The organism is Parashewanella spongiae, from assembly GCF_004358345.1.
Lineage (GTDB): Bacteria > Pseudomonadota > Gammaproteobacteria > Enterobacterales > Shewanellaceae > Parashewanella > Parashewanella spongiae.
The window spans coordinates 88,444-110,572 of the sequence record NZ_CP037952.1 but is presented as its reverse complement, the minus strand read 5'-3'; the positions used below and the strand labels follow the sequence as shown (position 1 = coordinate 110,572).

Here is a 22,129-nt window from a genome sequence, read left to right as displayed (position 1 = left end):
ATATGAAAGTCTTATTAGTTGAAGATGATGCTACGACGCTGGACTATATCGTTAAAGGATTTAACGAACAGGGTCACAATATTGAAACCGCAACAGACGGTCATCAAGGATTATTACTTGGAACAAGCAATCAATATGATTTGATCATTCTTGATCGTATGTTACCAAGCTTAGGTGGATTAAAATTGCTGGCTGCTGTGAGAGCCACAGGCAATCAAACTCCCGTAATGCTGTTATCAGCACTGAGTCATGTTGACGAACGCGTCAAAGGATTACGTGCAGGTGGCGATGATTACATGACCAAACCTTTTGCGTTTTCAGAATTGTTGGTGCGCTGTGAAAAGCTTATGCAGCGTGGCCATACACAGCCGATGCAGACCCACCTTCGAGCGGGCGCGTTGGAAATGGAATTATTAACTCGAAATGTCACTTTAGATGGTAATGAAATTTTGTTGCAGCCTAAAGAGTTTCAGCTTCTGAAATACTTAATGGAGCATGTCAATCAAGTGATCAGCCGTACATTGCTTTTTGAAGCAGTGTGGGATTATCACTTTGACCCACGTACAAATGTCATTGATGTACACATCGCCAAACTTAGACGTAAGTTTGAAGAGCTCGGTCATGGTGAATTGATTGAGACAGTGAGAGGTGCAGGTTATCGGTTACGCCAAAGGAATTAATCCTTACCAAAGCAGTGCTTGGCGTATTACTATCGTGTTTTCAGTGCTAGTGACCTTGATAATAGGTGCTTTGTTGTTTGCCTTATATCAACAACTTATCATTGAACAACGATACCAAGTAACCCAAAACCTGCAAGCTGAAGTACAACGATATCAGTTGTTGGCAAAATCCGTTAGTCGGCGAAATTTTGTAATGCAGATCAGAGCCGCTGACTCAAAGTCAGCCTTGGTTGCGTGGCAAAATGGCGATGAAGTGATTGGGGCGTTAAGTTTTATGCCCGATGACATGCCTTACCTGCCGAAAACCAAAGACTTTCCAATACTCACCGCAGGACCTGATAAATTACATATCCTGACTGGTGGGCTAGTCGAAACCCGTTATGGACCGGTGTTGATTTCCAGCCGCACGGATCATTTTGCTGCTTTAATCGATAAATTTGTCAGTGCATCTGCGACCGCAGTTATGCTAACCATTGTCTTCGCTTTAGCGCTCGGTTATTTATTTTCCAAAGCGATTTTAAGACGTTTAGTTCACTATAATCGCCTAAGTGAGCAAATTGAACATGGCCACTATGATACAAGGCTCCCCGTCAGTTGGCGCAACGATGAGTTCGACATTCTCGCTAATCAATTTAACAAAGTACTCGACACTCTTGAAAAAAACCTCACTGCCATAAGAGGGATCACAGACAATATTGCACATGATTTACGCACCCCACTCTCTCATTTGCGCATTGGAATTGAGCAGCTGATAAATCAACCAGCCGAAAATCTTCCAGAGCATTGTGCAAATTTGCTAGAGGAGTTAGATCACTGCTTGAGCACCTTCAATGCTATGCTGTCATTAACTCGTATTGAAGAAGGTCAACAAACCTTGGAGCGTCAACCCCTTAGCATGCATAACATGTGTTATGATCTTCGAGATATGGCAGAAGCCTTGGCTGAGGTTAATAAACAAACTTTGATCCTCAATCTCGGACAGGACTTTACCACCCAAGGCGACAAGCATCTGTTATTTCAAGCGTTCTTTAACCTTGTTGATAACGCCATTAAATACTCAGGCGAAAATGCCATTATTGAAATTCGTCAAAACAACAATCGCATTGACATTATTGATAATGGCCCAGGTATTCCAGATAACTGCAAAGAAAAAGTTTTCGACAGATTAGTTCGGCTAGATCCAAGCCGACATCATCAAGGCACAGGTTTGGGTTTATCTATGGTAAAAGCCATCATTACCCGTCACAATGCCAGCATTCACTTATCAAACAACTGTCCAGGGCTCATGGTCACTATTGAGTTTTGAGTTGATAACCACTTAATCAAGCTTATATGCCTGCAAAACCATACCAATTAATTGCCGAGACCGATGAATTTATTGTCATAAATAAATCTTCAGGAGTTCATTTTCATAGCCAACACGGGGAAGCTGGGCTCGTCGCCACCGTCGAACAGGACAAACAGCAAAAATTATTTGCAGTTCACCGTCTCGATACCCCTACATCTGGTTTATTATTACTCGCCAAATCATCAAAATCGGCTCATATTTTAGCGGAAAAATTTAAACATCATCAGATACAGAAATATTACCTCGCCATAGCTCAAGGCAAGCCTAAAAAAAAACAAGGTTGGGTCATTGGTGATATGACTAAGTCACGTCGCGGACAAATGAAGCTGTTAAAAACCAAAGAGAATCCGGCAATCACACAGTTTTTCAGTCATTCATTCAATGAGGGACTAAGGCTTTACTTATTAAAACCTCACACAGGCAAAACTCATCAGTTACGGGTCGCACTCGCAAGTTTAGGTGTGCCAATACTAGGAGATCCGCTTTACGGCAAGCTGGCAAGTGATCGTTGCTATTTACATGCTTTTTGTTTGTTGTTTGAATTCGCGGGTAAAGAATATAGTTACTCTTGTTTACCGAACCTACAACGGGATAACGGCGTCTTATTTGCTCACAACAAGGTTGTGCAGCAAGTTGAAGAATGGAGGCACCCACATACTCTTAATTGGCCGCAAGCAAAAAAAAAGGACTCCAAATGAGAGTCCTGCATTCACGAGCGAATTGGTTGCCCTAATCTTGCGTAAGGTTCATTATAATTATTTATCCTGAACCAAGGCTTAATCATTTCCTAATACTGAACATTTAAATTGGAAAAATTGTCTTTTATCACCTAGATTTACATCAACATAGGATCTTATAAACTAGGTTCACATGCTTTTCTTCGCCATTATTGCTATCGCTTGTCTGATTTGGATAATTCATTATTCAAAACTGTTATTGAAAAAATCACACACGGCAACGAAATTGATTGCCAAACTGGATAATTCACTGAAGCAACAAACCTTATTGGCACAACAAGTCATCGCATTCAGTGAATTAACAGAGAAAACAAAGAAAGTTTATCATCAACAACTTGGGCAACTTCAACAAGAGTTCAATAAACCCTATAAATTAAATGATTACCAAAAAGTCAAATCTCACCTTAAACGGGCTGGGCGTTTAAGCTATCAGATTAATCAAACATTTATGGCCTCAAAGCATCAACCCAATACTGAGCCTGACTCCCCCATTAATACACATCTACAGAAGTATTATGATATTCACAGTAGTTTTTCGACAATCTGCCGACACTACAACCAAGCCGTCACAGAATTGAATCTCTCGGTTTCAATTTTCCCCAGCTCACTTATCGCATTCGTAGTAAATATTCACGTTATGCCTTATTTTGAGCCTAAAATGCCTGCGAGTCTGTCACCAAGCTATGTTTATCAAAATCTAGAGCAACTTTCGTAGGTTTCTGGGTATAATCTCCGCCATCACCTTCTTTCTTTTTTAAGCAAGCATATAGTGTCCAATATCATTTTTTATGATCAACATTGCCCTAAAGTTTCTGAAATATGCCAACGCTGGGCACTGGTTTTTGACGAAAATGCGTTTTTTGAACTTAAGTTTCAACATGACACATTGTGCCTTTATAAACGCGATGAACCGAAGCTGTCTGCTATCAGCGTTGATTTTACCAGTGGAGCTGTGGCCCACAGACGCAAGTTCGGTGGTGGTAAAGGCCAATCTATCGCCAAAGCGGTAGGGCTTAAAAATGGCAAAACCCCCACAGTCATTGACGCAACGGCGGGACTTGGTCGTGATGCATTTGTGCTGGCCAGCCTTGGTTGCAGCGTAACACTCATCGAACGTAACCCCATTGTTGCAGCTTTACTTGAAGATGGGTTAAGACGAGGCTATCTTGATGCTGAGATTGGTGAATGGATGCGGCAAAGAATGATCCTTAATTATGGCAGCAGTCAGACAACCTTACATCAGCTTTCATTGAATGCTGATGTAGTATATCTTGATCCCATGTATCCTCATCGTGAAAAGTCGGCATTAATTAAAAAAGAAATGCGCCTATTTCAATCCCTCGTAGGTAGCGACCAAGACGCCGATGAGTTACTACAACCAGCACTTGATTTAGCAACAAAGCGCGTGGTCGTAAAACGCCCTGACTATGCTGAGCCATTGAATCAGCAACCACCTAGCACGGTGATCAGTACTAAAAAGAATCGCTTTGATATTTATGTTAAAGCAGCCATGTAATACTCTCTGAGGTTTTTATGATTTCACAAGGTTCAAAACTGCCCAATGCCACACTGGCTCAATTAATCGCTGATGGCATGAAAGAACATACGGTTACAGAGCTTTTCGCGAATAAAAAAGTGATTCTATTCGCGTTACCGGGAGCTTTCACTCCAACATGCTCAGCGGCTCATTTGCCCGGTTATATTACTCTTGCTGATGAGTTTCAAGCCAAAGGCGTTGATTTTATCGCCTGTGTTTCTGTTAATGATGCGTTTGTTATGAAGGCATGGGGTGACAGCCAAAACGCTGAGCACATTATGATGCTGGCGGATGGCGATGCTTCATTTACGAAAGCGCTTGGACTGGAAATGGAAACCGGCAGTTTTGGTGGAGTTCGCTCGCAGCGTTACGCCATGTTGATCGAAAATGGTGTTGTCACAACGCTCAATGTAGAAGCGCCAAAAGCGTTTGAAGTGAGTAACGCTGAAACTATGCTTGCTGTGCTGTAATTTCAACTTCAATTTATAAAGCCGCTATCGCTCGCGGCTTGATCCAATTTTAAATTTATTCAATGGGTAGCCACACTTGGGCACGTAGACCACCTTCAGTCCTATTCGTCAATTTTACTTCTCCGAGGTGATGCTCAACAATTCGTTTAATGATAGCCAGCCCAAGACCTGATCCAATGCTCCCTCTCGCACTATCACCTTGAGTAAATGGTTGAAATAAAGTTTCGATATTGTTTTCATCAATCCCTGGGCCATTGTCTTCAACTACAAAGCTGATGTTAGCTTCTGACGTTTGTGACTGGATCTTCACCCAACCATTGCCATAGCGACTGGCGTTTTCAACAAGATTGCTCAACACTCGTTTTATTGAAACCGATTTCATGAGTGCTTCAGGGCAATCTTGCAGATCAAGTTCAATCTCTATACCGCGATTGATTTCGGCATCGGCGACGTCTTGGATTAATTGATTAATTTGTGTGGGTACTAACTGCGATTCTTGATCTTGTCTGATGTAGGCAATGAATTGATTAATGATGGCGTCCATATCTTCAATGTCATTGACAATACCATCTTTTAAGTATTTATCTTCTTCTACCATCATTTCTGACGCTAAACGGATTCTAGTAAGCGGCGTACGAAGATCATGGGAAATACCAGCCATGAGTAGAGCGCGATCTTGTTCTAATTGCTTCATACTTGAAGCCATTCGATTAAACGCGTTAGTCACTTCAATCAATTCACTAGAACCGTCTAGAGGCAAAGGTTTTGGAAAGTTACCACGCGACACAGAAATAGCCGCTTGTTGTAGGCGTTTCAACGGCCGGTTTTGCTTACGAGCAAATGTCCATCCCCCTAACACGCTCAATGCACCTATTACTAAAAGGTATAAGGTTAGCGGTGACAGCTCATCTTCATTAATCCCACTGTTTAGAGTAACTTTAATCCATAAAGAAGGCGCCTGAGGTGGGCGGACCCAAATTTGTAAGTGTGTGGATTGCATCACTCGAACTTCGGCTTGCCCTTTTAAATACTCAGACATTTGTGATGACCAAAAACCATAGTAAGTCGCTTTATCCACCCCTGCATCTCGTGCTTGTTTCTGGCTATACACTTGCATACCGTCGTCTTTAACTTTGGCATTAAGCGCATCGACTAAGGTTAAATGTTGGCGGCCAATTTCAATTTCATCAACAAACAATAAGTTAACTTGCCGTGCAATCAATTGGTTCATCTGCTCATAGCTCGGACGAATAAAATATACTGCGACTGTCCAATAAGACACCAACTGATTAATCAGTAATAAACTGCCAATAAGAAAAACCGTTTGACTGAATGCACTGCGAGGCAGCAATCGCCGCCATTTATTTGTGGTCATTTTTATTCTTATCGCAGCCTTTTTATGGTCATTACTTTGTTATTGACCATCAGGGACAAACACATACCCTAACCCCCAAACAGTTTGAATATACCGTGGGTTGGCAGGATCTTGCTCTATCAAGCGCCTTAAACGCGACACTTGCACATCAATCGAGCGCTCTAATGCTGAATAATCTCGACCACGGGCAAAGTTCATCAATTTATCACGAGATAACGGCTCACGAGGGTGAGTCACAAGCACTTTGAGGACAGCAAATTCACCACTGGTTAGGCTTATTGCTTCATCACCGTGATGCATGACTCTCGTAGCTAAATCTAAAGCGAAATCACCAAAACGAATGGATTCTTCTTGTTGGGATGGTGCGCCAGGTACTTCAGCGGTTTGTCTTCTCATCACCGCATTGATTCTCGCTAATAGTTCGCGCGGATTAAAAGGTTTTGCCAGATAATCATCGGCACCTAATTCAAGACCAATGATCCTGTCAACCTCATCGCCTTTGGCTGTGAGCATTATGATGGGGATTTGATTTTTTTTCTGGCGTAAACGCTTACAAATCGACAAACCGTCTTCACCCGGCAGCATTAAATCCAATACTAACAAGTGAAAATTCTCACGTTCAAGTAACCGATTCATTTGCTCTGCATTAGCGGCACTGCGCACATGGAACCCTTGCTCAAGGAGATATCGCTCCAGCAATGAACGCAAACGCATGTCATCGTCAACAACGAGGATCTTTGAAGTTTCTTGCCCCATGAAATTTCCTTATCACTATCTACAAATTTTGTTACTTAATATACAGTTGTTGAGGTTTATGTGGCTAGTTTTTTCCTCACACCGTGAAATTTTAAATCAGTAACAAGCTGAATATAAACAAATTAGCCATAATATAGATAGATAAAGAAATTTGTAACTAAATTCGTATTAATAAGTAAACGAAATAATACCAATAACAATAATTAAATTCCCAGCTCAGAGCTATGTATGTGTTCAAAGTACAACTGAAATTGATGAAGACATAGTTATTACCGACATACAAAACTGTCGTTATTACATTGCTACGTTGAGACAATTTTGCGTAGTAATTTGAAAACATACAAGCTCCCGAAGGGCAAGGCTAAAGGATTCCATTACTAGGTTACAAGTTTTTGAATTATCCTGACAAAAGCACGAAGTGCGTTAAACGCCAGTTTTGTATGGCGGCCGTTAGGGTATATAGTACTTCAAACTTGCGCCTTGTACTGAAATCCTTTAGCTCTTGCTGAGTTGGAAGTTAATTACTGTAATTGGTATAATACAGAAGCCTTCAAGTCAAAGAAGGGAATGGGATCGTGGGTCCACTTAGCAAAAAGTGAGTATAGGTTGGCTCATTGTGCATTTTATCATCAATTAATAGTGTTTCATGATTAAACTCATGCCTATCAATATAGTATTTTTTATCTCCATGTTTAGAGCCTATATCTACCTTATTGTAGTACGCATCATCTTCGATAAAAATACCTTGGGTTGCAAACAACATCTTAATATCACTGTATAGATATCCACCTTGGGTAATAATCATAATTTCATGACCATTGCTCTGAAAAGCCAGTAAATTCTCCATCGCTTTTGGATCAAAATAGACTGTTCCACCTCTGTGTTCCTCCGATAACAGTTTAAAAGCTTTATTAAAACGGCGATGCGCACTTCCATAGAAAATAACCGTTTCATCAAGATCTAAAAGCAGGGTAAGGGGTGGATTTGACTCTGAAACTCGCAACCTTGCTTTTGCGAGCCATATTTTATTTGATGTATGGAAAGCATAATCCTTGGTTGTTTCAGTAGACGTTGCACCACTACACGTGCTGACTTCAAACTCAAGGTTGGAACCTTTAGGAGCATCCACAATATTATTTTGTCTAACTCGATACATCAAAATCTGACTGACATAATTGTCCAGCATCTTACGAACCTTTTGCTCACTATGCTCATTAAAAAATTGAGCACTGGCTTCGGCAACAACTTCTGTCGTTATACTTTTTAATTTTCCTTTTTCTAACTGAACTAGGTAACTTTTTAATACGCCTTCAACACATAAAATATCTAACGTTAAGCGCTCAGGGAGCGCGTCTTTAGCAAGTAATATAATTTTATTAACGGTTTCTAATGGGATCATATATTCACCGATTGCTCATTCATCAAGTATTCATAAGGAAAGTTGCGGAAGAAAGTATACCGATGAGTTCTCGTCACTCCAGCGCAGGCTGGAGGCTGGAGTCTAGTGCCTTTGCTAAAACCAATGGATACCAGCCTTCGCTGGTATGACAAAGATTGGTACTTTCTAAATCGCTAGCCCCCTAAGTTTAATAGCCTTTGAACCTGTAATTGTAAATACGGAATGACTTGTTCATCAAACCAAGGGTTACTCTGAAACCAACGGATATTTCTGGGACTAGGGTGAGGTAAAGCCAGTCGGCTAGGGGTGTAATCTTTCCATTGTTTCACCCTGTCTGTGACCGACATTTTTTTACCACCAAAATGATATTGCTGTGCATACTGACCTATAACCAGTGTCAGCTGAATATTGGGCAGTTGTGCTAATAAAGCCTGTCGCCACTGCGCTGCACACTCGGGTCTAGGTGGAAGATCCCCTTGTTTGCTAGTACCAGGAAAGCAAAAACCCATAGGGACGATAGCAAACTGCTTTTCATTATAAAATTGCTTTTTATCCACGCCTAGCCAGCGCCTTAATTTATCCCCGCTGGCATCATCAAATGGGATACAGGACTCTTGCACCTTCCGACCAGGCGCTTGTCCAGCAATTAATATTTTGGCATCAGGGTGGACTTGCAGCACGGGTTTTGGCGGGCAAGGCAAGTGATCTTCGCAATGCCTGCACGATTGTATTTTTTCGAGTAACTCACTGAACTTGTTAATAACCATTTCCACACACCCTGTATTGATATAAAGATATTCACAGCGCTTATTTTCCGCTAAAATTGCCTCCGTTTTATAACCATTAACGTTGAGACACCCTCTTTGCGTTCTTCAAGTTGAGAATGTTAATGCCAAAAGCTTCGCTACCTGTACTTATGATGTTGGTATTACTCAGTCCATTAGCGATTGATATTTATCTACCTTCTATGCCAGCCATGGCGTTGGAATTCAGTATTTCTAATAGCCAGATACAATCGACGTTAGTGTTATTTTTATTTTCTATGGGCATAGGACAAATTTTAATTGGTCCATTAGCCGATAAATTCGGCCGCCGTCCCGTCGCCTTGTTTGGTGTCTTGCTCTATGGCTTCAGTAGCCTTTTAGCCGCGACAGCCAACGATTTCGAGCTGTTACTTCTCGCTCGTGTTCTGCAAGGTTTAGCCGCTTGTGCAACCTCGATAGTCGCATTCAGCGCCGTAAGAGATTGTTTTGCCCCAAATGAAACTGCAAAACTGTACAGCTATTTAAATGGTGCTATCTGTGTGATCCCAGCGCTTGCTCCAAGTTTAGGTGGCATGCTGGCATTACAATTTGGTTGGCGCTCTAACTTTATATTTATGAGCCTTTTCGCTGTGGTAGTGATGACCATCATAAGTTTACGTTTTAACGAAACCAAGCCTGAACATACGGTATCTGACGGTAAACTGTATCACTGGTCACGCTATTTGCCGATATTAACCGAACCACACTTTTTATTTTACTCGTTCAGTTGTATGACCGCCATGGCGGCCATTTTATGTTACGTGTCATACTCACCGGTTTGGTTAATTGACCATTTAGGTGTCTCTGAGCTGTATTTCAGTGGGTTATTTGCACTTAATGCATTCATCAATATTTTGGCCTGTTTTATTGCTCCTAGTATTTGTAAAAAGTTAGGTAACCGCCACACCGTGATGACTGCTTTCTCTTTATTTGTAGCAACAGCAATTCTGATCTTATTGTTCCAAAATCCAACAATAATTCAAGTACTGCCCCCCTCTTTTGCCTTCATGTTACCTATGATGCTGCTTTGTATCGGCTTTGCTTTACTGCTTGGGCCTGCGACCAGCATGGCACTTGCAGCATTTGGTCACCGCGCGGGTACGGCAACCGCTTTGTTAGGCTGTATTCAAATGAGTGGTGCCGCCTTGATCAGTGGCCTTGTGCAGCAAACCAGCCTGTCAGCGCCCAACGCTATCGCACTGGTTTGCTGCATTGCCCCATTAGTGTTGATCATCGTAATGAAGCAACCGCGGCTAGCTCATTGGCATCATCACGATACGGATGTTTCAGCGGCGTCCTAAATAACCTAAGCTCGGGATAATAAAATCTATAATTAAATTGTTTTATAGACAATAAGTTTAAATTTAATCCAAGGTCAGGTTATACCAAATACAGTAATTAAATGCTCAACTCAGAGCTATGTATGTGCTAAAAGTGCAATCGAAATTGATGAAGACATAGTTGTTACCGACATACAAAGCTGTCGTTATTACATTGCTACGTCAAGACAATTTTGAGAAGTAATTTGAGCACATACAAGCTCCCGAAGGGCATGGCTAAAGGGTTCCATTACTGCGTTACACGCACTTGAATTATCCTGACAAAAGCACGAAGTGCGTTGAACGCCAGCTTTGTATGGCGGCCGTAGGGAATATAGTACTTCGAGCTTGCGCCTTGCACTGAACCCCTTTAGCTCTTGCTGAGTGAGAGATGAATTACTGTAATTGGTATTAAATAGATAATTCTTTTATTTTTCGCGTCAAAGTATTGCGGCCACATCCAAGTAACTTGGCCGCTTCTTGTTTATGACCTCTGGTGTGTTTGAGCGCTCGACTAAATAATATTTGTTCAGTTTGCAGTTGTACTTCATGGAGCAACTCAGATTGTTCATTCTCAAGCTGCACATCAACCCAGGCCGCCAACGCCTCTTGCCACGACATCATGGTATTAACCTGTGTCGTTGCCTGAGGGGTTAAAATATCCTCAGGCAAATCGTCACTGAGCACTTCTTGTCCTGAAGCCATCACCGTAAGCCAACGACAGGTATTCTCTAACTGCCTAACATTACCCGGCCAAGCAAAGGCCTTCATCGTTTCTAAGCATTCAGCCGTTAATGTTTTCGGTTCTTCATTGATTTCTTTGGCGGCTAATTGCATGAAGTGCTGTGCTAATTTAGGAATATCTTCTTGTCGTTCAGCCAATGATGGCAACTGAATACGGATCACATTGAGTCGGTGAAACAAATCATCTCTAAAGTCTCCTCTCGCCACTAAATCTTGTAAATTTTGATGAGTGGCCGCCACAATGCGAACATCTACTTCAACGGGCTCATGCCCACCGACTCGATAAAAGTGCCCTTCTGCCAACACTCTTAATAATCTGGTTTGCACATCGAGTGGCATATCACCGATTTCATCTAAAAATAGGGTACCGCCATTGGCTTGTTCGAAACGCCCTATGCGTCCACTATTGGCCCCTGTAAATGCGCCTTTTTCATGGCCAAACAGCTCGGCTTCAATTAACTCATTAGGAATAGCTGCCACATTGATGGCAATAAAAGGTGCGGCGTGTCTTGGGCTGTGTTTATGTAGGGCTTTGGCGACTAATTCTTTACCGGTACCTGATTGACCATTTATCAGTACACTCATGGATGATCGTGATAAGCGTCCTATGGAGCGAAACACGTCTTGCATCGACGCCGCTTCCCCAATAATTTCAGGCACATTCAATGGGCTTTTAATCTGTTTACTTGAACGACTTTCATTGGCATGACTGAGTGCTCGTTCGGCGAGAGCGGTGAGTTCATCAATATCAAACGGTTTAGATAAATACTCAAAAGCACCCGCTTGGTATGCATTCACAGCACTATCTAGGTCGGAGTGAGCCGTGATTATGATGACCGGGATATCTGGGTGATTCTGTTGTAATCGCTCCAGCAAACTTAAACCATCGGTACCAGGCATTCTGATGTCTGAAATAATGATTTGTGGCTTGGAATACACAAGGGCGTGCCATAAAGACTCCGCAGACACAAAACTGCTATTGCTAATATTAACCGACGTTAATGACTTTTCGATCACCCAACGAATGGCATTGTCATCATCTAAAATCCAAACTTGCTCGCTCATGTCAACCACTCTCATTTCATGTTAGTTAGGGTAAAAGTATCGGTAAAAATAGCGTAAAAATGGTTAGGCTCGGCCGTGATTGGCAGTCAATTCGGCCACCATGTAAGCGCGCTATATTGTGCGCAATAGATAAACCTAGCCCTGTGCCGTCCGTTCTGCCAGTCACCATTGGATAAAACAATGTTTCCATTAATTCAGTCGGTACACCTGGTCCATCATCAATGATCGCCAACTCACTCACCAGTTTATGCCGTGTACTACCTATCGTCATTTGATGACGAGTTCGGGTGCGAAGCCTAATTACCCCTCCATTTTCCTCTAGGGCTTGTATTGCATTTTGAACAATATTAAGTACGGCTTGTTGCACTTGATCAGTATCCATTTTTACATCGGGCATGGATGGATCGTAATCTCGCTGAATACTAATGTGCTCATGTAAGTTAATGCTGACCAGCTGAACCACTTGCTCGATAACTTGATGCAAATTATGAAAGTGGTGCTGGGTCGGCATTTGCGGGCCTAACAAGCGATCAACGAGGCTCCCCATTCGGTCGGCCTGCTCGATAATCATGGTAGTGAACTCTTGCGCATCTTGATCTTGTAACTCTCGAGATAATAACTGCGCCGCTCCCCTTAATCCACCAAGTGGATTTTTAATTTCGTGGGCAAGGTTACGCACAAGAAATTGAGCCGCCTGTTGTTGAGCCTCTTGGTTCGACTGCTGATAAATTTGATTTTGTTGATCCACTTGTCTAAGTTCTAGCAAACTTAACTGATCAACAGGATCTAAAGACGTCATCATGATATCAACCGTATGGATGACACCGTCATGGGTAATTAATTTTGTACTATTGATGGACAGACTTTGGTTGGTTTGTGCCGAGCTTAACAATGCACTGTTTTCAACCCCTAACTCCCTAACATGAGCTAATAACATTGATCCAGCTAATTTGCGCTGACTGACATTCAGCAACTGAGTCGCGGCCGGGTTAGCGTATTGAACAGCTAGTGATTTATCGACCACAATGACAGCCGTTACCAGATTTTCGAGAATATTATCGGGTTTCATTTCAAATAATGATTATCCATTGATAACGCAACACTTATATCGCACCAAAACAGTGTATAAACAGTGTTGCATAATTCTACAGGCGACATCAATTTAAATAACCTGAGCTCTGAGTAACGAAATCAATAAAGATTCCTTTTTACCTACAAAGTTCAGCGAACTTTTCCGTCACTCCAGCGAAAGCTTGAAACGAAGTATTACCATTCGTACAAATTTACTATGTTATAGATGTAGTGAGCAGCTAAAGAATCATACTGGGCAATAAAGACATACTTAATTGCCGTTGATTTTATGCTGACAAACGCACTTTTGCCCCAAAACCATTTAGGGGCTGTTGATCTTTCGTGATTGTTTTTGCAGCGATAAATTGGTTATTTTATGCAAGGCAGTGTTTGTGAGGTTGGGTTATTATCGACATACAAAACTGTCGTTACTTCGTTTCCAAATAAGAAAACGATAACGCAGCACCTTTTATTGAGAAAGTGCGACCAATTTACGCTCTCTCTTTTTTCGATGCTTGTGAGCATTCACTGTTCTGTGTTGTGACCAGCTCACTTAGATGGCTAAGCATCACGGCTCACGCCTTGAACAGATAAATGCTCAAATAGCACAAAATTTAATCCTGAAAGATCAACAGACCCTAGTACATTAAAACAAAAATGCAGTTAACATTATAATATTGTCGTTGTTCTATGATGTTCATTTTATGATACGCTCATACTAAAAAGTGTGCTCTTTAATATCAAGTTAATGGGTAGACTCGCTCAATACTATCATTCCTGAGTTGAGTTTACTCTCGGTAAACTCAAGTCCAAATTCATCTTTGAGAAAACCTATCATTCCATTTTTTAACGTATTATTGCCATGGTATCCAGTTATGATCGATGTTATTTTGGGTTCATTGTTTTGTTTGTGGTAACAAAATAATAGTTTTGCGAAAGCTAATGGAACACCTCGAATATGTGTACCATCGCCTGAATGTCCTTCGAAGATTTTATCCATATGCAAATCTATACAATGATTCATTAAGCCAACATTTTTTTTATATATCCCTTCTATTATCCCTTTATCAATCATGCTTGCGAAATTATCTTTTTCAAGCGGCGCAAGTTGAGCATGTATTTGTGAAAAAGTACTCATGTTACATTTGTTCATTATTTTTTCTAAATACCATATTCCAGTGTCTAATTCCTTTGCCTTAATACATACTTTAATAAAGGCATTGTAAATGGCAACATCAGGCTTGATGTCCCATTGTTTCATTAAGCTGGCTGTAGCTGTAGCTGTATCGCCATCGCCCAACACCAATGATTTGGCTTCTGCATAACGCCCCGCTTCAGCGCAGGCCGTCAGCAAATTCAGGCAGGTGATTGAATCTGCCTTTAGTGGTAGATGAGGTGCCATCACAGGCTCGTCACCACACACCAGTTCCCAAGCACTATCAAACTGGCCAGTTTTAGCACATACCGTGATAAAGGCATTGTAAATGGCAACATCAGGCTTAATGTCCCATTGTTGTATTAAGCTGGCTCTATTTGTATCGCCATCGCCCAACACCAATGATTTGGCTTCTGCATAACGCCCTGTTTCAGCACAGGTCGTCAGCAAATTCATGCAGGTGATTAGATTGGCTTTTAGTGGTAGATGAGGTGCCATCACGGGCTTATCGCCACATACCAGTTGCCAAGCACTATCAAACTGGCCCGTTTTAGCGCATACCGTGATAAAGGCATTGTAAATGGCAACATCAGGTTTGATGCACCACTGCTGCATTAAGCTGACTGTCGCTGTAGCCGTATCGCCATCGTCCAACACCAATGATTTGGCTTCTGCATAACGCCCCGCTTCAACGCAGGCCGTCAGCAAATTCATGCAGGTGATTAGATTGGCTTTTAGTGGTAGATGAGGTGCCATCACGGGTTTGTCACCACACACCAGTTGCCAAGCACTATCAAACTGGCCCGTTTTAGCGCATACAGTGATAAAGGCATTGTAAATGGCAACATTAGGCCCGATGCCCCATTGTAGCGTTAAGCTGGCTGTATCTGTATCGCCCAATACCAATGATTTGGCTTCTACATAACGCCCCGTTTCAGCGCAGGCCGTCAGCAAATTCATGCAGGTAATTTTATTGGCCTTTAATGACATATGAGATGCCATCGCGGGCTTATCACCACACACTAGTTGCCAAGCACTATCAAATTGGCCCGTTTTAGCGCATACCGTGATAAAAGCATTGTAAATGGCAACATCAGGCTTGATGCCCCATTGTTGCATTAAACTGTCTGTAGCTGAATCGCCCAACACCAATGATTTGGCTTCTGCATAACGTCCAGCTTCAGCGCAAGCAGTGAGCAGATTCATGCAGGTGATTTGATTAGCTTTTAATATCAAATGAGGTGCCATCACGGGTTTATCACCACGCACCAGTTGCCAAGCACTATAAAACTGGTCAGTTTTAGCGCATACCGTGATAAAGGCATTGTAAATGGCAACATTAGGCTTGATGCCCCATTGTTGCATTAAGCCGGCATCAGCTGTATTGCCTAGCACTAATCCTTTGGCATCTGAAAAATTTAAATTTAACTTAATTAATTTCAGTAATAATATGCATGTTTTCGCTTCATAGGACGATTTAAATCGTGTTATGTCGCTAAAAATGCCGTCGAAATTAGATGAATGGCTGTCAGAAAACTCAGCCGCTTTGTGTAACAATTTATGGATTAACCTTATGTTCCATGATGTTTCCATTACCCGTTTGTCGTTTTTTAGGGTGTGAATGATTTCAATAAGCTGCGAAAGTTTAGTGCAACCACCAATTAATGCATTTAACTCAATACCCAGTTGATTTTTGCTTTTCTGTTTAAGTTTCCAAGAGTGAATAAGCTCACTGGTCTGAGTAAAAAAGGGATCAGGGGAGGAAGGTGGTTGCTGTATTTTCTTGGTATATTGAGTGCTCGGTTTTGGAGTAATGGAGCGGGGCTCAGTTGCCAAACATCGGCAAGCGTTACTTGGCTTCTTACAATAATGAGCCTCTCGTGTGCGAGAGTTAGAGCGAGTCGACGATGATTTATTGTTGAAAAAATCATACAGCTTTTGTCTATTGGTTTTGCTTAGTCTTTGATAACACTCTTGTAAGTATTCATCACCATCAAACTTTGAAACCTCAAAGTTCAGATATAATACGGCTTCGCTAGGGTATTCTTGGAGACTTGTGAGCATGAATCTATATATTGATTCATGCTCAGCAGGTGTGCGCACTGTCGCCATCACATTACTCAATAAGTGAGTGAATTAACATGCAAGAAATAACGCACTAAATAGATAAATACAAAATGATTCAGCTTTAAGGCATTCTATAAATGTATAACCGAAAATTATCCACCGCACAGAGGAGCCATTCCATTGAGCTCTCTGTGTGCGTTGTTTGGGTTCAGTGTCTTGTTTTCATCAGTTGGTGTATTTCACTCAGCCTCAAGGCCTTCTAGCCCTTGGCAATTTACTTTGATATGACTGAATTACTCCCGTATACGGCTTCGGTCTCCAGAGTCATTATTCCTAATGCCTCCAGTCGGAAATGCCTCACTCATCTTTTTGTGATTTTCTGTATCTGTGAAAAAAAATCCTGTCCATCGCAAACTTAAATTAAGCTTCACCCCTTCGCCAACATCAAGGCTTTTGGCTGTTGATGCCGCCAATAAACTACGTCATTGGCCAATCCAGTTTTGCCCTCCACACCATTACTGGCTTTCATCGGCTGGATTTTACTCACTACTACGGGCTCATCGGCCACCTCGCACCAACTTCTACCTTGAGTTTCCTCTTGTATAAAAGCTTCTGGACTATCCCAGATAAGGTGTCAGGCTTCCCCAGTTACTGCACTCGCTCCCTGTTAGAAATCCCACCCTCAAGCACACAATAGAGCTGACTGAGTATATGGCGTTGCGCTATTTCGCACGCTTACCTTTCTATTATGCCGAATCAGGTTCGCTTTCGCTGTGTACCTCTCACTTCCTATGGCTTCCTTCAGACCTTGCCGTTAGCCAACAACGCCCTTGCCATTCGGATTATCTTCCCCTCAGTCTGGGTGATACAGGCTTCTTTCTGCCTGTCGGGTTTGCCAGCTTCGCTGGCCAAACAAAAAAGGGCCAAAGCCCTTTTATTAATTCACAGTGAATGTTATAGCAATTACTTCACATCAAACCCAATGTCTTTAATGTCTACCTGAGTTACGGTGCCGTATTTGGCTGCAACCGTGCCGATATTGTCTGCATTTCCGATCAAGACATATTGCAGATTGTCTTGTGGGAAGTATTTACTCACCAAACGCTTGGTTTCAGCAATGGTCAAGCCATCAACTTTAGCTTGAAAGTCATTAATGTAACTGTCGTCGAATCCATAAAGGTACATATTGGTTAATAAGCCCGCCAACTGTCCATTAGTTTCATATTTTGGTGGGAACTGCCCTTTCACGTAAGCTTTAGCTGAATCAAGCGTCGCTTGATCAACACCTTGCTCCCACAAACGACTGTAGGTTTCAAGCGCTAAATCAATGGCGGCTTCAGTGGTATCACTTTTTGTGAATGTGCTAATCCGGAATACGCCGGCCTTTGAGTAAGGAATGAATGCTGAACGTGCTCCATAAGTTAACCCAGCATTCACTCGTAATTCATCATTCAACCACGAGGTAAAACGCCCACCCAAAATGGTATTAACCACGGTGAGTCCCACAAGATCAGCATTATCATATGCCACACCTTTGCCACCAATTAAAAACGTGGTTTCAATGGCATCTCCTTTGTTTACCAGTAACACACGATTACGGTCTAACTCAGGTAAGTCCACCGCTAAATTAGGTTGGCTGACTTGTGACAGCATTTCCCACTGACCAAATGCCTGTTTTAACTTGGCTTTCATTGCCGCTTTATCAAAATCACCGACCACCGTAATGGCGGTGTTTTGTGGTTGATAATAGCTTTGGTAAAAACGCTTTAACCGGCTAATGTCTTGTTTTTTCAAACCATCACGATTGCCTGAACTTGGCTTACCATAGGCATGATCAGCAAATATCAGCTTATCAAAATAACGACCAATCACGGAACGTGGACTTTCTTTGGCTTGTGATAGCCCAGCAATTTCCCGCTCTTTGAGCTTAGTAAATTCTTTGCTATCAAAATCAGGTGAGGTCAATACTGAACTGATGATAGGCAACATCACATCAAGATCTTTTGCCATAAAATCACTGCTTAAGTAGCTGCCTTCTTTACCTGCACTACTTCCAAGACTTGCGCCGAGAAAATCAACAGCTTGCTCAATTTCAGCTTTGGTTTTGCCACCAGCACCCAACATCAGGCTTTTAGCGGTGAGACGCGCTTCGCCGCCAAGAATATCGTTAACACTGCCTGCTCGTACCACAGCATCAATAGTGATCAATGGCACTTCTTTTTGTGGCATTAAATACACGGTTAAACCATTCGCTAGCTGGTATTGCTCGTACTGTGGCAGGCTAAAGCTGCCGGTATCAACCGCCGCAACTTCAGCAATTTTCGGTGCAGGCGTTGAATTACAAGCTGATAACGCCACACTAGACCCGAGCACTAATGCGACTAACCAACATGACTTAATTTGTTTGCTTAAAGGCGATAATTTCATTTATCCATCTCCTCTTTCGCCGCTAGCACACCTACGGTACGGTTCGACTTTTTCAAATAGGTTTTTGCCACACGCTGAATATCCGCAGGAGTGACTTTGTTATACAGCTCAGGAGCATTAAACAATTTTTTATAACTGCCAAAATACAATTCATAGGTTCCAATCGTATTTGCTTTACCATTAATCGTCTCAAGTGTTCGGTAAAAATTCATTAATTTGATGTTTTTCACTTTATCCAATTCATGCTGAGTCACGCCTTTTTCAGCGATAAGATCAATTTGCTCAATCAAGGCTTTTTCTACTGTTTCAGCCGATACTTTTGGACTAGCAATACCGAACACGTAAAACAAGTTCGGATCGAATGATGTCGGCATGTACGTTTGTGCGGCTAAAGCAATTTGCTTATCGACTAAACCTTGGTACAAGCGAGAACTATTACCTTCACTCAAAATTGAAGACAAAACATCTAATGCATAGTAATCATCAGATTTAGCTGCCGGAGTATGATAACCAATCATTACGTTTGGTGTGCTAACAGATGCTTTCTCGACAAACAAGCGTCGCTCACCTTTTTGTTCAGGCTCAACGGTACGAACCTTTGCTGGCGGCGTTTGTGCTGGTATCGCACCAAAGTACTGCTCAGACAGCTTTTTAACATTATCAAACTGCACGTCACCAGCGATCACCACTACGGCATTGTTCGGTGCGTAATAAGTTTTATGATATTTCACTAAATCGTCTAACGTCCACGCATGAATGTCAGACTCATGCCCGATCACTGACCATGAATACGGATGCGCTTGAAAAGCCACACCTTTTAGTGGTCCTGATAATGCGCGCCAATTTGAGTTTTCAAGTCCAGTAGTTCGCTCTGAGGCAACTACGTTACGCTCACTTTCAACCATTTGCGGATTAATGTCTAAATTGGCGATGCGGTCGGCTTCAAGATCAAACATGGTTTCAAGCGCATTGGCTGGGAACCAATCTGTGTACACGGTGAGATCTTCTGTTGTGTAGGCATTATTCGCACCACCAGCGGCTTCCATGGTGCGATCAAACATTTTTGGACCGTATTTATTGGAGCCATTAAACATCATGTGTTCAAAGAAATGTGAAATGCCGGTAATACCGGGTACTTCATTACGTGATCCGACTTTCCAGAATAAATACATATTGGCATTCGGAATGGAGTGATCTTCCAGTACCATCACCTTCATACCATTGTCTAAAGTGAAGCTCTTTACGTCTTCCGCCGTTGTGGCTTGTGCTGCTGTCGCAGCAAACATCAACCCCAATGAAAGACTCAGAGCACTTAACGTGCGCTTCATCGTGTTTCCTTAATTTAATTTTTTAATTTCGCCAATAGAATAAGCCAACTCAAGCCAGAGTTGGCATTTTTATTTGTAAAGAAATTTGTAAAATTTGTTAGCAATGCAGTTATACCAGTTACAGTAATTAAATGCTCAACTCAGAGCTATGTATGTGCTCAAAGTGCAATCGAAATTGATGAAGACATAGTTGTTACCGACATACAAAGCTGTCGTTATTACATTGCTACGTCAAGACAATTTTGAGAAGCATTCTTTATAAACCAAAGTGAGCACATACAAGCTCCCGAAGGGCAAGGCTAAAGGATTCCATAACTGCGTTACAAGCAATTGAATTATCTCGACAAAAGCACTAAGTGCGTTGAACGCCAGTTTTGTATTGCGGCCGTAGGGAATATAGTACTTCGAGCTTGTGCCTTGCACTGAAACCCTTTAGCTCTTGCTGAGTGAGAGATTAATTACTGTAATTGATTTCAATCTTTCATACCCAAATTAACCATAGCGACTTTAGTCATGGCTTCTACGCCCACTTTTAATGCCGATTCATCCACATAAAATTTCGGCGAGTGATTGCTAGCAACAGTCGATAGGTCTTGCTCTAACGGTGTAACGCCTAAAAAGAAAAACAGGCCGGGCGTTTCAAGCGCATAGTAAGAGAAGTCTTCTGCACCCGTGATTAAGCTCGGCTCAATAAGGTTAGTGTCTCCGACAACGCTACGAATAACAGGACGCATCTCAGTGACTAATTCATGATTATTTACGGTGACCGGGTAGCCATGATCGATTTCGGTCGTTGCGGAGGCTCCAACAATCTGCGCCGCATTCGATGCAATTTCAGCTAAACGTTTTTTTATGTCAGCACGCATGTCTTGGTCGAAGGTACGGATAGTACCAATCAACTCTACTTCATCTGGAATAATGTTTGACCGAATGCCGCCGTTAATGGCACCAAAACTGACTACTGCAGGCGCTTTAGTCACATCGACTTGGCGGCTAATGATAGTTTGTACCGCATTAATGACTTGGGCTGACGCAACAATTGGATCAACACCTTGCCAAGGTCTTGAACCGTGGGTTTGTTTGCCTTCAACTTTGATGGTAAATGAATCTTCACTGGCCATCGCTGGGCCACTGCGCAGGGCAATGGTGCCACTGTGCATACTAGAAGTAACGTGCATGCCAAATACACGATCAGGTTTACGCTTGCTAAATAGTCCTTGCTTTAACATCAGCTCCGCGCCGCCTTCTTCACCCGCTGGCGCGCCCTCTTCAGCGGGCTGGAAGATAAACATCACGTCACCAGCAAGCTGCTCTTTTATTTTACTTAAATTGGACGCAACACCTAGCAACATGGCCACATGAGTATCGTGACCGCAGGCATGCATCACACCAACGTCTTTTCCTCTATATTTGGCTATCGCTTTAGATGCAAAAGGCAAATCCAACTGCTCAGTTACCGGCAATGCATCCATATCAGCCCGTAAGCCGATGAATGGCCCCGGTTTTCCACCTTTCAGTATCGCGACAACGCCAGTGTGAGCGATACCCGTTTGTACTTCTAAACCCAGTTTTTTCAATTCAGAAGCCACCAGCTTACTGGTTTCAAATTCGCGATTAGAGAGTTCTGGATGCTGATGTAACTGCCGCCGTAATGCGATCACTTTTGGCTCAATCATTTCAGTAAGCGATTTGGCTTGATTAGCAAAACTCGGCGCTGCAATGAAGGTTGCAGACTGTGCTAAGAGTGCGGTGACAATAAGTAAAGGTTTAGAAGGGAAATACATAAGACACTATCCTGTTGTAGTTTTTATGTACGTTACCTTTTTTTGTTGTATTTGTTAATTTTT

Annotated in this window: 18 protein-coding genes; 7 read left to right on the top strand and 11 right to left on the bottom strand. The window is 42.2% G+C overall.

What is annotated here, in order from left to right:
• Window positions 1-2: 2 nt before the first annotated feature.
• The 6 genes from E2I05_RS00440 (at window position 3) to E2I05_RS00415 (ending at window position 4,772) form a co-directional block, all read left to right on the top strand.
• Window positions 3-680, top strand: coding sequence for a response regulator transcription factor (locus tag E2I05_RS00440; protein WP_121853242.1), 678 nt, complete (start codon window positions 3-5; stop codon window positions 678-680).
• Between the two features lie 49 nt (window positions 681-729).
• Window positions 730-1,986 carry a sensor histidine kinase gene (locus E2I05_RS00435; RefSeq protein WP_121853255.1) on the top strand — a complete coding sequence of 419 codons (1,257 nt, stop codon included), beginning with the start codon at window positions 730-732 and terminating at the stop codon, window positions 1,984-1,986.
• 26 nt (window positions 1,987-2,012) lie between these two features.
• Window positions 2,013-2,726 carry a TIGR01621 family pseudouridine synthase gene (locus tag E2I05_RS00430; protein ID WP_121853243.1) on the top strand — a complete coding sequence of 238 codons (714 nt, stop codon included), beginning with the start codon at window positions 2,013-2,015 and terminating at the stop codon, window positions 2,724-2,726.
• A 265-nt stretch (window positions 2,727-2,991) separates the two neighbouring features.
• Complete coding sequence (locus E2I05_RS00425) at window positions 2,992-3,480, top strand: LemA family protein (protein ID WP_170179603.1); 489 nt, start codon at window positions 2,992-2,994, stop codon at window positions 3,478-3,480.
• 63 nt (window positions 3,481-3,543) lie between these two features.
• On the top strand, window positions 3,544-4,281 hold the full coding sequence (locus E2I05_RS00420) for a class I SAM-dependent methyltransferase (protein ID WP_376707898.1): 738 nt from the start codon (window positions 3,544-3,546) through the stop codon (window positions 4,279-4,281).
• A 17-nt stretch (window positions 4,282-4,298) separates the two neighbouring features.
• Window positions 4,299-4,772: a peroxiredoxin gene (locus tag E2I05_RS00415; RefSeq protein ID WP_121853246.1), complete on the top strand. Its 474-nt coding sequence runs from the start codon at window positions 4,299-4,301 to the stop codon at window positions 4,770-4,772.
• A 55-nt stretch (window positions 4,773-4,827) separates the two neighbouring features.
• Here the strand turns inward: E2I05_RS00415 and envZ are convergent, their stop codons facing one another.
• The 4 genes from envZ to E2I05_RS00395 form a co-directional block, all read right to left on the bottom strand.
• Window positions 4,828-6,147 (bottom strand): two-component system sensor histidine kinase EnvZ, encoded by a 1,320-nt coding sequence (envZ, locus tag E2I05_RS00410; RefSeq protein ID WP_121853247.1) that lies wholly within the window; start codon window positions 6,145-6,147, stop codon window positions 4,828-4,830.
• A gap of 39 nt (window positions 6,148-6,186) precedes the next feature.
• Entirely contained in the window at window positions 6,187-6,903 is a 717-nt protein-coding gene (gene ompR, locus E2I05_RS00405) for an osmolarity response regulator transcription factor OmpR (protein ID WP_121853248.1), read from the bottom strand.
• Window positions 6,904-7,453: 550 nt separating this feature from the next.
• On the bottom strand, window positions 7,454-8,302 hold the full coding sequence (locus E2I05_RS00400; protein WP_121853249.1) for a hypothetical protein: 849 nt from the start codon (window positions 8,300-8,302) through the stop codon (window positions 7,454-7,456).
• A gap of 173 nt (window positions 8,303-8,475) precedes the next feature.
• Entirely contained in the window at window positions 8,476-9,069 is a 594-nt protein-coding gene (locus E2I05_RS00395) for a uracil-DNA glycosylase family protein (protein ID WP_121853250.1), read from the bottom strand.
• Window positions 9,070-9,191: 122 nt separating this feature from the next.
• Here E2I05_RS00395 and E2I05_RS00390 point away from each other — a divergent pair, with 122 nt between their 5' ends.
• On the top strand, window positions 9,192-10,406 hold the full coding sequence (locus E2I05_RS00390; RefSeq protein WP_121853251.1) for a multidrug effflux MFS transporter: 1,215 nt from the start codon (window positions 9,192-9,194) through the stop codon (window positions 10,404-10,406).
• Between the two features lie 429 nt (window positions 10,407-10,835).
• On the opposite strand, the gene glnG is transcribed toward E2I05_RS00390, so the two are convergent.
• The 7 genes from glnG to E2I05_RS00355 all read right to left on the bottom strand — a co-directional run bounded on the left by glnG (window position 10,836) and on the right by E2I05_RS00355 (window position 22,066).
• A complete protein-coding gene (gene glnG, locus E2I05_RS00385) occupies window positions 10,836-12,233 on the bottom strand; it encodes a nitrogen regulation protein NR(I) (RefSeq protein WP_121853252.1) in 1,398 nt (465 codons plus the stop codon).
• A 25-nt stretch (window positions 12,234-12,258) separates the two neighbouring features.
• Entirely contained in the window at window positions 12,259-13,302 is a 1,044-nt protein-coding gene (gene glnL / locus E2I05_RS00380) for a nitrogen regulation protein NR(II) (RefSeq protein WP_121853253.1), read from the bottom strand.
• A gap of 747 nt (window positions 13,303-14,049) precedes the next feature.
• Window positions 14,050-16,572 carry a pentatricopeptide repeat-containing protein gene (locus E2I05_RS00375; RefSeq protein ID WP_121853254.1) on the bottom strand — a complete coding sequence of 841 codons (2,523 nt, stop codon included), beginning with the start codon at window positions 16,570-16,572 and terminating at the stop codon, window positions 14,050-14,052.
• A gap of 382 nt (window positions 16,573-16,954) precedes the next feature.
• On the bottom strand, window positions 16,955-17,095 hold the full coding sequence (locus E2I05_RS21890) for a hypothetical protein (RefSeq protein WP_170179602.1): 141 nt from the start codon (window positions 17,093-17,095) through the stop codon (window positions 16,955-16,957).
• 395 nt (window positions 17,096-17,490) lie between these two features.
• Window positions 17,491-18,954, bottom strand: a complete 1,464-nt coding sequence (locus tag E2I05_RS00365; RefSeq protein ID WP_121854846.1) for a M16 family metallopeptidase — start codon at window positions 18,952-18,954, stop codon at window positions 17,491-17,493.
• Window positions 18,951-20,282 (bottom strand): M16 family metallopeptidase, encoded by a 1,332-nt coding sequence (locus E2I05_RS00360; protein WP_121854845.1) that lies wholly within the window; start codon window positions 20,280-20,282, stop codon window positions 18,951-18,953. The genes E2I05_RS00365 and E2I05_RS00360 overlap by 4 nt, the downstream gene beginning before the upstream one ends.
• A 473-nt stretch (window positions 20,283-20,755) precedes the next feature.
• A complete protein-coding gene (locus E2I05_RS00355; RefSeq protein WP_121854844.1) occupies window positions 20,756-22,066 on the bottom strand; it encodes an amidohydrolase in 1,311 nt (436 codons plus the stop codon).
• Between the last annotated feature and the right edge of the window lie 63 nt (window positions 22,067-22,129).